A 15,088-nucleotide genomic window follows, 5' to 3' on the forward strand; every position below is an offset into this window, starting at 1 on the left:
TCAGTCAGCCGTCATTTAACTTTACGCGGGCTCGGCAGCGCCGCCGTGGTCGGGCGCGGGGCCGTCGCCGCGGGAATCCATGTGATTCGCGCCGCCATCGTCACCATCGCCGCGGTGGCGGCGCGCGAGGCGGGAGTGAATCGCCGCGAACACCAGCGGCACGACAAACAGGGTGGACACGGTGGCGAACAGCAGGCCGCCGATCACCGCGCGGCCGAGCGGCGCATTTTGCTCTGCGCCTTCGCCGAGACCGAGCGCCATCGGAATCATGCCGATGATCATCGCGAAGGCCGTCATCAGCACCGGCCTGATCCGGCTTGCACCGGCTTCGAGCGCGGCGGTCAGCGGCGGCGCGCCGGCGGACAGACGCTGACGCGCGAACGACACCATCAGAATACTGTTGGCGGTGGCCACGCCCATCGTCATGATCGCGCCGGTCAAGGCCGGCACGCTCAGGTGCGTGCCGGTCAGGAACAGCATCCACACAATCCCCGCCAGCGCCGCGGGCAACGCGCTGACGATGATCAGCGGATCGACCCACGACTGGAAGTTCACCACGATCAGCAGGTACACCAGCACGATTGCCATCGCCACGCCGAGTCCCAGACCGAAGAACGAGCTGCGCATGGTCTGCACCTGTCCGCGCACCGTAATCTGGCTGCCGCGCGGCAACGACGCACGCACGTTGTCCACCAGCTTGTCGACCTGATTCGCCACACTGCCCAGGTCGCGCTTCTCGACGCTCACATACAGATCGATCACCGGCCTGATGTTGTAGTGCGTCACCTCCGCGAACTGGCTCTTCGGCGAAACCCGCACCAGGTTGCCGAGCAATTGCGTCGGGCCGTTGGCCGCACCGGAGACCGGCGTGCGCAACAGTTCATCGATCGACGACACCTGATACTGCGGCGTTTGCACCGCCACGCTGTATTCCACGCCGTTGCGGTTATTGAACCAGAAACCCGGCGACGTTTGCGAACTGCCCGACAATGAAATGAGCACGTTTTGCGCCACGTTGCTCGCGCTCAGATTGAGTTGCTGAAGCCGCGTGCGGTCCATCTGAAGATTGATCGCCGGTTCGTCCAGCTTCTGCTGGATGTGCGTGTCCACCGTGCCGGGAATCATGCGCACCTGTTTCAGCAGCTTGCGCGCGACGTCGAAATTGCCCTCCTGATTCGCGCCGGAAATCTGCACGTCCACGGCGGCAGGCAGGCCGAAGTTGAGAATCTGCGTGACGATGTCGGCCGGCTGAAAGAAAAACTCGACGCCCGGAAAGCGCTGCGGCAGGAGCGCGCGCAGTTTGTCCACGTAGATTTGCGTCGGCTTGTGATCTTCGTTGAGCGCCACCTGGATCTCGCCGTCGAGCGTGCCGATCGTGCCCGCGTTGCTGTACGAAAGGTTGATGCCGCTATAGGGCAAACCGAGATTGTCGAGAATCGTGCCGAGCTCTTTGTTCGGCACGACCTCGCGGATCACATTTTCGACCTGGTCCGCGAGACGCGCGGTTTCCTCGATACGGGTGCCGGTCGGCGCACGCATATGCAGGCGAATGTCGCCGGCGTCCACGCTCGGGAAGAAGTCTTCGCCGAGCACGAAAATCAGGCCCATCGAAACGACACAGAAGCCGAGGAACACGCTGCCGAACCTGCCACGACGCACCAGCAAGCTGCTCAGAATCATGATGTAGCCGGCACGCATCCGCTCGAAGCCACGATCGAAGCGCTGATAGAGACGCATGAACAGATTCGGCTTCGTGCCCGGCTTCGGCTTGTGCGCGTGACCCATCAGCAGCATCGCGAGGGTCGGCACCAGCGTACGCGAGAGAATGTACGAAGCCAGCATCGCGAACACCACGGCTTCGGCGAGCGGCACGAACAGGTAACGCGCCACGCCGGTCAGGAAGAACATCGGCACGAACACGATACAGATACAGAGCGTCGATACCAGCGCCGGGATTGCGATTTCACCCGCGCCGTCGAGAATCGCATCGTGCAGATTCGTGCCCATATGCAGATGCCGTTCGATGTTCTCGATCGTCACCGTCGCGTCGTCCACCAGAATCCCGACCGCCAGCGCGAGACCGCCGAGCGTCATGATGTTGATGGTCTGCCCGAGCGCGTGCAACGCGATCAGCGAGGACAGGATCGACAGCGGAATCGAGATCGCGATGATGCAGGTGCTGCGCCAGTTGCCGAGAAAAAGCAGGATCATCGCGGCGGTCAGCGCGGCGGCGACCAGCGCCTCGCGCACCACGCCCTGCACTGCCGCTTTCACGAACACCGACTGATCGAACAATGCAGTGATTTTCAGATCAGGCGGCAATGCGGCTTGTGCGTTCGGCAGCAGCCCCTTCAGCGTATTGACGATGGAGAGCGTCGACGCACTGCCGTTCTTGAGCACCGACATGAGCACACCGCGATGGCCGTCCTGCCGCACGATATTGGTCTGCGGCGAGAAGCCGTCGCGCACGTGCGCGACTTCACGCAGATACGTGGTCGCGCCGTTGAGCGTGCGCACCGGAATATCGTTGAGCCCTTCCACCGTGGCGGGCGAGCCGTTCATGTTGATCGTGTATTCCTTCGCTCCGATCTTTGCCGTGCCGGTCGGCAAGATCAGGTTTTGCGCGTTGAACGCGCTGACCACATCGGAGGGCGTGAGGCCTTTGGCCAGCAACGCGCGCGTGTTCAGGTCGACCGAGATCAGCCGCGACTTGCCGCCGTAAGGATACGGCACGGCCGCGCCGGGAATCGTCACGAGTTGCGGGCGCAGGAAGTTCAGCGCCGTATCGTTGAGCGCCTGCTCGGAGAGCTTCGGGCTCGACAGGCCGAGTTGTATCACCGGAATACTCGACGCCGAATAGCTGATCACCAGCGGCGGCGTGGCGCCCGGCGGCATCTGCTTGAGCTGCGCCTGTTCGACCGCCACCGTCTGCGCGATCGCGGTCTGGATGTTCGCACTCGGCTGCAGGAACACCTTCAGGATCGTGATGCCCGCGAGCGATTGCGATTCGATGTGCTCGATGTCGTTCACCGTGGTGGTCAGACTGCGCTCGTTGACCGAGGTGATGCGGTTGGCCATGTCTTCGGCCGACAAGCCAGTGTAGGTCCAGATGATGCTGACCACCGGAATATTGATTTCCGGCAGCACGTCGACCGGCGTGGTGAACAGCACGAATGGCGTCGCCAGCAAGATCAGAATGGCCATCACGATGAACGTGTATGGCCGTTTAAGCGCAACGTTGACGATCCACATGAAACGCGCCCGAATGAATGCAGGTAAGGGATGGGTGAATCAGCGCTTATGCTAGATCGCTAGCACCAACACCTGCATGGCGCCAAAATGGCGGAATTGTCAGGAAGGCTAATGCAAGGAAAAACGACGTTTGAACTGCGAGGGAGTTTGCCCGGAAGCAAACGTATGTTGAGAGAAGATAGCCGAAATTGAGGCGCTGCTTTCACGCGATGTCACGCGAGCGCGTCGCGAAACATCGCATAGATCGTTTTGCGCGAAGCAAATACTTCACGCGCATTCAAAGCCTGATCGATCGTCGTCAAGTTACCAGATCGATAACCGCGTTACTTCGCAAACAACGCCGACATATCCGCAAACGCCTTGAATTCCAGCGCGTTGCCCGACGGGTCGAGAAAGAACATGGTCGCCTGTTCACCCACTTCGCCCTTGAAACGCACATGCGGCTCGATGATGAAGTCGATGCCGCCCGCCTGCAGCTTGTCCGCAGCGGCCTGCCATTGCGCCATCGAGAGCACCGCGCCGAAGTGGCGGACCGGCACGGCGTCACCGTCGACCTTGCTGGTGTGACGGTGGCCGATTTCCTCCGGCGCAAGGTGCGCGACGATCTGATGGCCGTAGAAATTGAAATCGACCCACGCGTCCGAACTGCGCCCTTCCGGACAGCCGAGCAGTTCGCCGTAAAATTCGCGCGCGGCGGCAAGGCTATGAACAGGGAACGCCAGATGGAACGGCGGCAAGACGGTATCGGCAACGCTCATGATGGGGAAACTCGCTGAGTGGAATTGGGTTGAACGTGCAGGCGCTTTGAAGGCCGCACGCGTGAGGCAAAGTTTAACCATGACTAAAAATGGTGAAAAACGATATATATTTGACCTCACTATCACCAAATTCGATCAATCGAACATGCTGAGCGAACTCAAGACTTTCATCGCAGTGAGCCAGTACGGCACGTTTTCGGGCGCCGGCGCGCGCATCGGCCTGACGCAATCCGCCGTGAGCGCGCAGATGCAACGGCTCGAAGAAGAACTGGGCTTCGCGCTATTCGACCGCACCGGCCGTTCCGCCACGCTCAACGACGCCGGCCGCGAAACGCTCACGCTCGCCGAGGAAATGATGACGCTCTACGCGCGGCTCTCCGAACGTGGCGCGGTCGCGGCGGAAAGCGGCATGCTGCGTGTGGGCGCGATTGCATCCGCGCAAGTGTCGTTTCTCGCCGACGCACTCGCGCGCTTTCGCGACGACCGTCCCGGCTGGCGCATTCGGGTCGTGCCCGGCGTGTCGCTGGGCTTGCTGGGGCAAGTGGACTCCGGCGAACTGGATCTGGCCGTCATCATCAAGCCGCCCTTCGCACTGCCATCCGAACTCGAATGGCGCACGCTCGTCACCGAGCCGTTCGTGCTGCTCGTACCCAGGGCGCTCGTGCGCGGCAAGGGCGCGGCGCGGTCCTGGCGCGAACTGCTGCGCAGCGAGCCGTTTATCCGCTACGACCGCACCTCGTTCGGCGGCAGGCTGGTCGACCGGTTTCTGCGACGCTCGCGGGTCAATGTACGCGACGTGATCGAGCTGGACGAACTGCAAGGCATCGTGCAACTGGTCGCGCGCGGCATCGGCGTGGCGCTGCTGCCGAATAGCGCGGGGCTTGGCAAATGGCCCGCCGGCGTCGTCGCACTTGAACTCGGTGAAGCGACGTTTCAACGGGAGATCGGCCTCGTGCAGCGTCCGCGGCATAGTCGCCAGGCGGTGGCGGGCGCGCTCGCGGATTGCATCGGCATGGCAGCCGGTGCGTGAGCCTAAGTCGCCGCGTCTGCGCGATTGTGCTGTTGCCGAAGCAACCAACTGTATCTGTGGGATTCGGCCCCTCGCGCGCAAAATCTGCGTTCGCGCGACGTCTTGCGCGCCTTACCCGTGTGCGCACCGAGCCGCACGCCCTGCCCGCCGCCGAGGTCCAGCCCATGATCGCCAGCACCTTCCTCACCGCCGATGTCCTGATCGCCTACAGCGCCTACTTCGTCGGTACGGCGAGCCCCGGGCCGAGCAATCTCGCGATCATGTCACTGGCGATGAGTTCCGGCCGCCGTTTCGCGTTGACCGTCGCGCTCGGCGTGGTGTCGGGTTCGTTCTTCTGGGCGCTGCTGGCATCGCTGGGTTTGTCGGCGGTACTCGCCACTTACTCGGAATGTCTGGTGGCGATCAAGATTGCCGGCGGGCTGTATCTGCTGTGGCTCGGCTTCAAATCCGCGCGCTCCGCGTTCCGCCCCAAGACATTGCCCACGGGCACGGCGCGTGACGACGAACCACTCAAGCGTCTCTATCTGCGCGGCCTGCTGCTGCATCTCACCAATCCGAAAGCGATTCTGGTGTGGCTGTCGATCGTCTCGCTGGCCATGTCGCCGGCCGGAGGCACGTCGCATACCGCGCCGGTGGTGCTCGGCTGCATGTGCATCGGCGTATCGGTGTTCAGCAGCTATGCGGTGCTGTTTTCTACCGCTTCCGCACGGCGCATCTATGCGTCGATCCGGCGCTGGCTGGACGGGTCGCTCGCGATCATGTTCGGCATTGCCGGCATCAAGCTGCTGACTTCGAAAAACTGAGCGCGTAGGGAGACGCCCGCCGCTCTGCGATACTGTCGCCGTGACAATCGACGCGGATAGACGAATACGATGAGCGGCAGCAACGAGGTGAATCCGACAACGCAGCGCTCGCCATGGCAGAAACGGCTCTACCTCGCGGGCGTCACGGCGTTCGTGACCGGTGTGATCCTGGCCGTGATCATCTATGCGACCACGCCACCGTCAGACAGCGCCGTCTCCATGTACAGCGTGGCCGATCCGCGCTATCAGATCGAATTGCAGCGTATCGGCGGCAATGCGGCGGTGCTGATGGCACAGCTTCATCAGTGGTTCGATGGGCTGTGGCACGGCACGGCGCTCGCTTATACCGTGGCCGCATTGGGCGCTGTTATCGCGGGCGTGTGTTTCTTCATCGGTTATTTCTTCGCTGACGAATAACCGCCACGCCGGAAGAAGCTGCGCATCGCATTGCCCGCGCGCAAACCCGCGCTTACGTCGCCTCTTTCACATGCCGGTCGGGCTTCTCCACACCGGCCGTGCGCAGCGCTTCGTGCAACGTGTTGAAGATGCAACCTTCCTCGACGATCGGCGTGATGCCGTGCCGGTCCATGTCCGAACGCAAATAGCGGTTCACGCGCGCGAACAAGACCTCGATGCCTTCGCTTTTCAACGTCTGGCACAACTCGCCGATCGAGCGTGAGGCCGAATAGTCGATGTCGGTGATCGCGCTTGCGTCGATCACGAAGCAGTGCACCTTGCTCGGGGCGAGGTCGATCAGGCGGCGCGTATCGTCGACGAAAAAGTGGTCGTTCGCGTAAAACAGATCGGCGCCGAAGCGGTAGACGATCAGGCCCGGCGCGGTCTGGATACCGGGCACGGCGGGCACAGGCACCCAGACGCCGTCGTCGCCGGGAGCGAGAACCATCGTATGCGGACGGTAGCTGTGGCGCACGTGACGCAGCAGCGAGAGCGCCACCGCCACCAGAATGCCGTGCTCGACGCCGATCAGCACCACCGCCGCCGCGGTGAACACGGCCAGCGCGAATTCGCCGGGACTCTCCCGGCGAATCGCAAACAAAGCCTTCAGATTGATCAGGCCGATGGCGATCGTAAACACGATGCTGGCCAGAATGCAGTGCGGCAGATACTGCAAAAAGCGGCTGAAAAACAGCAGCACCGCCACCACCACCGCCGCGAAGACCAACTGCGCGAACTGGCTGCGCGTGCCGGCGAGATCGGCCATGGCGGTTTGCGTCGGGCTGCCGTTCACCACGAAGGCGCCTGAAAACGCCGCCGCCGCATTGGCTGCGGCGATGCCGAGCAAGTCGGCGTTGGTATCGACGGCTTCGTGGTGACGCTCGGCGAACACGCGGCTCGCGGCGGCACTCTGCGCGACGATCATCACAAAGCAGGACGCCGCCACGGGCAGCAGATCGAGCATCTGCTGCCATGTGACCGACGGCACGCGCAGTGGCGGCAACCCACCCGCAACCGGGCCGAGCACGGCGATGCCGTGGGCCGAAAAGCGATAGAAATCGCTCGCGGCAATGCCCGCCACGACCGCGATCAACGGCACCGGCACGCGTGGCAGAAAGCGCTTGCACGTCAGAATGGCGACGACCACCAGCAGCGAAATGGCAAGCGTCGGCCGATTGATCTGCGAGGCTTCGCGCACCACCAGCATGAGCTGATCGACGCTGCGCGCGGCGTGTCCGGGCAAGCCGACCATGTCGCCGAGCATCGCAATGCCGACCTGCACGCCGACGCCGGCGAGAAATCCGACCAGCACGGTACGCGACAGAAAATCGGCGAGAAAGCCCAGCTTGAAAATCCGCGCGATGAACAGCAAGGCAGCGGTCAGCAAGGCGACCATCGCGGCGAGCGCGGCATATTCCGCGCTGGAGGCCGGCGCCATGGTGGCAAGCCGGCTTGCGAAGATGGTGGCGGTCGCGGAGTCGGCGGCCACGACCAGATGCCGCGAGGCGCCGAAAAACGCAAAGGCGATCAGCGGCAGAAAGACCGTGTACAGACCCGTGACAGCCGGCATGCCGGCAATACGCGCGTAGCCGAGCACTTGCGGAATATCCATCGACGCAAGCTGCACACCGGCCAACGCATCGCGCGCCGCCGCGGCGCGGTTCAGAGGAAGGACGCCCTTCAGCACGCTGACGCGTGCCGTGATAGCCGCCAGAAAATCTCGCATACGCGATACTGCCCTAATCCAGGTTATCGCGCATCGTGCCGCGACTCGTCACTCAAAGGCAAGACTTGTAGCGAGGTCGGCTAAAGAAAAGAGAACGTTGCAGCACGCGCTCGATTGCCGCTGCGGACAACACCCGGCTGACTGACTCAACGCTTGAACTGTCCCGTCACCGGATCCACGTGCCGCGCGAAACCAAACAACGCGGCGATGCAGATCGGGCAGGCTATGAAGAACACGGCCAACATCTCGCACCCCGTAACATCTTGTTACCGGCGAGTTTACGTGATCGGCATCCGAATTGAATGGGGGAAAACAGCAAATGACTGTGTCGGCAGCTACAACAATCTCGTGTGAGTCCGCAACCGGTTGCATCGAGAAATCAGCAGAAAATGCGGCATTAATGCAGGCGAGCCGTATGTTCAACGGCCAACGCGTTGCGCAAACGCTTGCGCGCGTACCCCCCACTCTGACCGGCACATCGGCTCGCCTTTTTATCGCGCGGCAATTAGATGGACGGTTCTAGCGATTCGAAAGCGCATTGAAATCATCGGGCACGCAGCCTTCCAGTTCAGGACCCGGATCATGGCTGTTTTAATGCTCGATGCGGTCTCCCCGTATAATCCCGCATGATCCGAATCCCGCAACACCTGCCCTCGCAGCCGGCCGCTTATCCCCGCCGCGCCGCCCACCGCTCTTCGGCGGTCGCATGAAAACTCCGAAACGTCTGCTCCCGCTGGTCGAAGAAGGCTTGATCGACGAAGTCATCAGCCAATTGATGAGCGGCAAGGAAGCCACCGTCTACGTGGTGCGCAGCGGCGACGCCACGCGCTGCGCGAAAGTCTACAAGGACGCGAAGCAGCGCAGCTTCCGCCAGGCCGCGTCCTACCGCGAAGGCCGCAAGGTCAAGAACAGCCGCCAGCAACGCGCGATGGAGAAAGGCAGCCGCTATGGCCGCGAAGTCCAGGAACAAGCCTGGCAGAACGCCGAAGTCGACGCGCTATTTCAGCTCGCGAACGCGGGCGTGCGCGTGCCGCAGCCTTTCATCTGCACCGACGGCGTATTGCTGATGGAGTTGGTGACCGACGCCGACGGCAACGTCGCGCCACGTCTGAACGATGTCGAGATGACGGAAGAACGCGCGCTCGAACTGCATGCGCGGCTGGTGAACGAGGTGGTGCGCATGCTGTGCGCGGGCATGATTCACGGCGACCTGTCCGAATACAACATCCTGCTTGCCGCCGACGGCCCGGTCATCATCGACCTGCCGCAGGCCGTGGATGCCGCCGGCAATCTCGAAGCGCCCGCCATGCTCGAGCGCGACGTCAACAACCTCGCCACGTATTTCGGCCGCTTCGCACCGGCGTTGCTGGAGACCCGTTACGGCAAGGAAATCTGGTCGCTGTACGAAGCGGGCGCATTGCATGTCGACGCCGCGTTGACCGGCCGCGTCGAACTGGACAGCACGCCGATCGATCTCGAAGCCGTGCTTCAGGAACTCGAAGATACGCGTCTCGATGAAGAAGCGCGCCTGCGCTACGAGCAGTCGCTGCGCAGCGGCACCTGAACCTGCGCACGCGAGCGGCGGGGGCGGCCAAGGCCAGCGCCAGCGCCGCGCCGCCTTCCCTCACGAAAAGCAGTTACGACGTGCTGCTCAACCGCGCGGCCTTTATCGCGTCCGGCGCCGGCCCCACCGACTCACGCATCGTCACGCTCACCGGAAACTCGCGGAAAATCTCCCATGTGGTGCGATAGCACTGATTGACCAGCCAGCGCACGGCGTTCTGCGTCAGTTCCGCCGTCGGAATATGCACCGAGGTGAGTCCGGGCGCGGCATACGCGGCTGAATAATCGTCGTCGTAACCGATCACCGAGACTTCGCCGGGCACGGAGATGCCCGCCTGGTGAAAACAGGCCAGCGCACTCACGGCCATCGTATCGTTCGCGCAGAACAGGCCGGTGAAACGGCGCTTCGTGCCGAGCAGCTTTTGCGCGGCGACGTAGCCGCCTTCCGGTGAGAAGTCCGATTCGATCAGCGTGACGTCGTCGCGCGCAATGCCCTCGCGCGCCAATTCGGCGAAGAAGCCATCCAGGCGCATCTGGTTGTCCGAAGAAGTGAAAGGCCCGGAAATCACCGCGATCTCGCGATGCCCGTGATCGAGCAGCGTGCGCGCCGCCAGTTCGCCGCCACGGTGGTGGTCGGCGCAAAACGACGCCTCCGGCAACTGATCGAACGCGCGGTTCAGAAACACCATTTTCGGGTGCATCTTGTGCAGCATGATCAGGTCTTCGTCGTGCAGATCGTGGCTGATCACCACTACGCCGTCGCAATCGCGGCCGATCAGAAAGCGCACCGCCTCGATCGCCTGCTCGCGCGGCGAGACTTCTCCGCAGCCGGTCGCCACCACCACGTGACGGCGCACCGCGCGCAGTTCTTCGTCGGTCTGCTTGAGGATCGTGCCGTAGTAGGAGCCGAAAAACGTCGGCACAAAAATGCCGACCATGCCGAGCGACTGCGTGGCCATGGCCCGGCCGATGGAAGACGGACGAAAGTTCAACTGTTCGATGGCCGCCTTCACGCGGGCGGCGGCATCGGCTGAGATGGGTCCTTTACCCGAAATGGCGCGCGAGGCGGTCGACATGCCTACGCCGGCCAGTGCCGCGACATCTTTGAGTGTTGCCACGCGGATCTCCGTCAAGCATGTTGTATTGTCAGTGACGCCGCGTGCCGGCGCTATAAACGCGCGCCGCCCGCTTCGTCGAACAGAGAGACATGGGTACTGTCGAACGAAAACGCCGCGGTGTCCCCTATCGCCAACGGCGTCTTCGTCTGGTCGATCGATGCGACCTGCACTCCATGATAGTCGAGCCAGATGACACGGTGGTTGCCCATCGGCTCCACAAGAGAAACTTTTGCGTGTTCGCTCGCTCCTTCGGCCAGCCGCACGTCTTCGGCCCGCACGCCGAGCACGCACGGCAAGCCGTTCGCCGGCGTGGTCTTGAACGGGTACGCCGACACGTCGAGCCGCCAATGCTCCGCGCAGAAGTGGAGCGCGCCGTCGCGTGTTTCGAGCCTGCCCTTGAGCAGGTTCATCGCGGGCGTACCGAGAAACGTCGCGACGAACAGGTTGTCGGGGCGCGCGTAGACTTCGGCGGGCGTGCCGAACTGCTGGATCACGCCGCCGCGCATCACCGCCATGCGGGTGGCAAGCGTCATGGCCTCGACCTGATCGTGCGTGACGTAGATCATCGTCGCGCCCAAACGCTGGTGCAGTTGCTTGAGTTCGCGGCGCAGTTCGGTGCGCAATTTGGCGTCGAGATTCGAGAGCGGTTCGTCGAACAGGAACACGTCGGCCTCGCGCACGATCGCCCGGCCGATTGCCACCCGCTGCCGTTGTCCGCCCGAGAGCTGCGCCGGTTTGCGCTTCAGCAGCGGCCCGAGTTGCAACATCTCGGAGGCACGCGCCACGCGCCGCGCGATTTCCGCTTTCGGCGTGCCGTTGATGCGCAAGGCAAACGACAGATTGCGCTCCACGCTCATGGTCGGATACAGCGCGTACGACTGGAACACCAGCGCGATGCGCCGGTCTTTCGGATCGGCCCAGGTCATGTCTTCGCCGGCAATCTCGATGCTGCCGTCGGTCACGTCGATCAAGCCGGCAATGCTGTGCAGCAAGGTGGATTTGCCGCAGCCGGACGGGCCGAGCAGCACGACGAATTCGCCGGCTTGCACGTCGAGATCGAGATTCTCGATCACCGTGTTCGCGCCGAGTTGAATCGTCAGATTGCGCACCGCGACGTTGGCCGGATTGGTGAGGCCCGCGGCGTCCGCCGCATCGGGACTGTTCGCCACACCCGCCACACCCGCCATTCCCGCCGCGTTCGCCATATTAGCCACGTTTGTCATCGCCCTATCCCTTGACGGCGCCGGATGCAATGCCGCGCACGAACCAGCGGCCCGAAACGAAGTACACCGCGAGCGGCACCATGGAGGTCAGAATGGTCGCCGCCATATTGACGTTATAGAGGCGCTCGCCGGTCGTCGTATTGATGATGTTGTTCAATTGCACCGTCATCGGCAGATTTTTGGTGCCGGCGAACACGAGGCCGAGAATGAAGTCGTTCCAGATGCCCGTGACCTGCATGATGACCGCCACCACGATGATCGGCGTGGACATGGGCAGCATCAGTTGCACGAAGATGCGCCAGAAGCCGCCGCCGTCGATGCGCGCCGCCTTGAACAGCTCCTGCGGAATCGACACGTAGTAGTTGCGGAACAGCAGCGTCATCACCGGCATGCCGAAGATGGTGTGAATCACCACGATGCCCGGCAGCGAGCTGAACAGATGCACGCTCGCCAGCACGCGCACGAGCGGATAGACCATCACCTGCACGGGAATGAACGCGCCCATCAGCAGTACGCCGAACAGCACGCCGGCGCCACGCGGCCGCCAGAACGATAACGCGTAGCCGTTCACCGCGCCGATCGCGATCGACAGAATCGTGCTCGGCACGACAATGCGCACCGAGTTCCAGAAACCGACCTGAATACCGTTGCAATCGAGCCCCGTGCAGGCGGACTGCCACGCGGCGCTCCACGCGCTGAGCGTGAAATGCGTGGGAAATGCCAGCAGATTGCCGAGGCGGATCTCGCTCATCGGCTTGACCGAGGTGACCAGCATCACGTAGAGCGGCAGCAGGAAGAACAGCGCCGCCGTGAGCAGGAACGCGTAGACGCCGAGGCGCGCCGGCGTGAACGCCGTACGGCGGCGACGCGGCCGCGCGCGGCTCGGCGGCGTGCCGCCTTTGAGCGGCGAACTGAGCGTGTTCATCACACCTCCTGGCGCCTGGCCGCGCGGCTGCGCGCGTAGAAGAACGGCGCGAGAATCGCCAGCACGGTGGCCAGCAACACGATCGACGCCGCCGACGCGAGCCCGATATTGGCGCGGCCGAACAGATAGTCCATGATGAACTTCGCCGGCACTTCGCTCGCCGTGCCGGGGCCGCCTTGCGTCATTGCGACCACCGCGTCGTAGAGCTTCACGACCATCACGAACAGCAGCACGAAAGCAGTGGAGATGGAGGGTCCCAGCATCGGCACGACAATACTGATGTAGACCCGCCAACGCGGAATGCCGTCGATGCGCGCGGCTTTCCACAACTCGTCGTCGATACCGCGCAGGCCCGCGAGCAACAACGCCATCACCAGACCTGAGGCCTGCCACACCGTCGCGATCACGATGGTGTAAATCACCCAGTCCTGATCGACGATCCAGTCGAAACGCGCGTGTGCGAAACCGAGCTTGTGCAGCACGGCCTGCGCGCCCAGTTCCGGGTTCAGGATCCACTGCCACACGAGCCCCGTCGCCACGAACGACATCGCATACGGATAGAGAAACACCGTGCGCAACGCGCCTTCGGCGACCACGCGCTGATCGATGAAAATCGCCAGCAGCAAACCGATCACCATGCACGCCACGATAAAGCACGCGCCGTAGATCACGATGTTTTTTTGCAGCGACAGCAGCCAGCGGTCGTTATTGAAGAGCCGCGCGTATTGCGTGAAGCCCGCGAAGTCGCCGGAAGGAAATGTGCGCGAATTGCTGAGCGACACGCGCGCGGTCCAGACCATCGTGCCGAGATAGGCGAATACGACGGTCAGGACCATCGGCAGCAACGCGAGCCACGCCGCGAACGGAAAACGTTTCTTGAGCGGCTTTTTCAGCCGCGCCTGGCGAGTCCTCGACGATCCGCCGGCCGGCAGCTTGAGCGCGTGCATGCTGCGCACCTAGCTCTTCAACGCACTGGCAAACGCTTTCTGTGCGTCGTCGACCGACTGGCTCTTGTTCCAGAAGTTGGTGATGACGTCGATCAACGCGCCCTGCGTGTCAGGCGAGAGCAGCATTTCCGGATTCGGCAACTGACGCGACTTGTCCTTCATGATCGCAATGCCCTCCTTCGCGCAGATGTCGAGACTGCTGCCGTCCACGTCGGGACGAATTGGAATCGAGCCTTTCTTCGCGCTGAATGCCACTTGCGCGGCCGGAGAGGTCATCACCGTGGCAAGCAGATTCTGCGCCTTGATCGTAGTGGGATTGTCCGTTTTCGGGAACACGAACACGTCGCCCGCGACCAGATACGGCGAATGCGGACCGAAACCCGGGAAGCAGCCGAAGTCCTTGCCCGCGCTCTGATTGGCCGCCGAGAACTCGCCCTTGGCCCAGTCGCCCATGATCTGCACGCCCGCCTTGCCGGAAATCACGAGCGCCGTCGCATCGTTCCAGTTGCGCCCGGGCGAACCCGGGTCGACGAAATCGTGCAGGCGTTTGAACGACGCCAGCACTTTCTTGAACGCGTCCGACTTCACGGCGTTCATGTCGCGATCGCGGTACACCTTCATGTAGAGATCGGCGCCGCCCACGTCCGCCAGCACCGCGTCGAAGGTAATCTTCTCCTGCCAGGGCTGGCCGCCGAACGCGAGCGGAATCACGCCCGCGGTTTTCAGCTTGCCGAGATCGGCGATGAACTCGTCATAGCTTTTCGGCTCGCCCGCGATGCCCGCTTTCTGGAACACCGGCTTCGAGTAGAAGAACCACGCAGGCATATGAATATCGACGGGCGCGGCGTAGTAATGTCCTTTCACTTTGACGCTGTCGAGAATCGACTGGGGGAACACGCCGTTCCAGTTCTCTTTCGCCGCGACGTCATCGACGTTGTTCAACAGGCCCTGATCGATCAGGTCGTGAAACTGCTTGGACGTATTGAACTGCGCGGCCGTGGGTGGATCGCCGCCGACGATCCGGTTGATCGCCGTGGAGCGCGCCTGATCCGCGCCCGCCACCGCGTTGTCGACCCACTGCCCGCCGGCCTTGTTATACGCATCGGCAAACTGGCGAATCGCGGCCGACTCGCCGCCCGAGGTCCACCAGTGAATCACGTTGGCCTTCAAGGGCTCCGCCTGCGCGACGACGCCATACAACGCCAGTGCCGCAACCACGCCTCGCAAGACCAGTTTTTTGCTGTTCATTCCGTCTCCTCTCGATCATGCAACCAACTTGCGCCAAAC

At 62.8% G+C, this 15,088-nt stretch carries 12 protein-coding genes; 4 read left to right on the forward strand and 8 right to left on the reverse strand.

What is annotated here, in order from left to right; translation table 11 throughout:
* Positions 1–21: 21 nt before the first annotated feature.
* Both B0G75_RS11470 and B0G75_RS11475 read right to left on the reverse strand, forming a co-directional pair.
* The gene (locus B0G75_RS11470; protein WP_106304715.1) at positions 22–3,252 is read right to left on the reverse strand and encodes an efflux RND transporter permease subunit; all 3,231 of its coding nucleotides are present in this window, start codon (positions 3,250–3,252) and stop codon (positions 22–24) included.
* A gap of 323 nt (positions 3,253–3,575) precedes the next feature.
* Entirely contained in the window at positions 3,576–4,010 is a 435-nt protein-coding gene (locus B0G75_RS11475) for a VOC family protein (RefSeq protein ID WP_106304718.1), read from the reverse strand.
* Between the two features lie 145 nt (positions 4,011–4,155).
* Between B0G75_RS11475 and B0G75_RS11480 the strand changes: the two genes are divergently transcribed.
* The 3 genes from B0G75_RS11480 (at position 4,156) to B0G75_RS11490 (ending at position 6,260) form a co-directional block, all read left to right on the forward strand.
* Entirely contained in the window at positions 4,156–5,040 is an 885-nt protein-coding gene (locus B0G75_RS11480) for a LysR family transcriptional regulator (protein WP_106304721.1), read from the forward strand.
* A gap of 164 nt (positions 5,041–5,204) precedes the next feature.
* Positions 5,205–5,843, forward strand: coding sequence for a LysE family translocator (locus B0G75_RS11485; protein ID WP_106304724.1), 639 nt, complete (start codon positions 5,205–5,207; stop codon positions 5,841–5,843).
* Positions 5,844–5,912: 69 nt separating this feature from the next.
* Complete coding sequence (locus tag B0G75_RS11490; RefSeq protein WP_106304727.1) at positions 5,913–6,260, forward strand: hypothetical protein; 348 nt, start codon at positions 5,913–5,915, stop codon at positions 6,258–6,260.
* A gap of 52 nt (positions 6,261–6,312) precedes the next feature.
* On the opposite strand, the gene B0G75_RS11495 is transcribed toward B0G75_RS11490, so the two are convergent.
* Positions 6,313–8,025 carry a SulP family inorganic anion transporter gene (locus B0G75_RS11495; RefSeq protein WP_106304729.1) on the reverse strand — a complete coding sequence of 571 codons (1,713 nt, stop codon included), beginning with the start codon at positions 8,023–8,025 and terminating at the stop codon, positions 6,313–6,315.
* 706 nt (positions 8,026–8,731) lie between these two features.
* Between B0G75_RS11495 and B0G75_RS11500 the strand changes: the two genes are divergently transcribed.
* Entirely contained in the window at positions 8,732–9,589 is an 858-nt protein-coding gene (locus tag B0G75_RS11500; RefSeq protein ID WP_106304732.1) for a PA4780 family RIO1-like protein kinase, read from the forward strand.
* Between the two features lie 73 nt (positions 9,590–9,662).
* Here the strand turns inward: B0G75_RS11500 and B0G75_RS11505 are convergent, their stop codons facing one another.
* Genes B0G75_RS11505 through B0G75_RS11525 form a run of 5 tightly spaced genes read right to left on the reverse strand, consistent with a single transcriptional unit; the run spans position 9,663 to position 15,049 of the window.
* Positions 9,663–10,706: a substrate-binding domain-containing protein gene (locus B0G75_RS11505; protein WP_106304735.1), complete on the reverse strand. Its 1,044-nt coding sequence runs from the start codon at positions 10,704–10,706 to the stop codon at positions 9,663–9,665.
* Between the two features lie 50 nt (positions 10,707–10,756).
* Positions 10,757–11,929, reverse strand: a complete 1,173-nt coding sequence (locus B0G75_RS11510) for an ABC transporter ATP-binding protein (protein ID WP_181309229.1) — start codon at positions 11,927–11,929, stop codon at positions 10,757–10,759.
* A gap of 4 nt (positions 11,930–11,933) precedes the next feature.
* A complete protein-coding gene (locus B0G75_RS11515) occupies positions 11,934–12,854 on the reverse strand; it encodes a carbohydrate ABC transporter permease (protein ID WP_106304738.1) in 921 nt (306 codons plus the stop codon).
* Positions 12,854–13,801, reverse strand: a complete 948-nt coding sequence (locus B0G75_RS11520; protein WP_106305634.1) for a carbohydrate ABC transporter permease — start codon at positions 13,799–13,801, stop codon at positions 12,854–12,856. Before B0G75_RS11520 ends, B0G75_RS11515 begins: the two co-directional genes overlap by 1 nt.
* Before the next feature lie 9 nt (positions 13,802–13,810).
* Complete coding sequence (locus B0G75_RS11525) at positions 13,811–15,049, reverse strand: ABC transporter substrate-binding protein (RefSeq protein WP_106304741.1); 1,239 nt, start codon at positions 15,047–15,049, stop codon at positions 13,811–13,813.
* Positions 15,050–15,088 lie beyond the last annotated feature (39 nt).

The organism is Paraburkholderia sp. BL18I3N2 (assembly GCF_003001875.1).
GTDB lineage: Bacteria > Pseudomonadota > Gammaproteobacteria > Burkholderiales > Burkholderiaceae > Paraburkholderia > Paraburkholderia phytofirmans.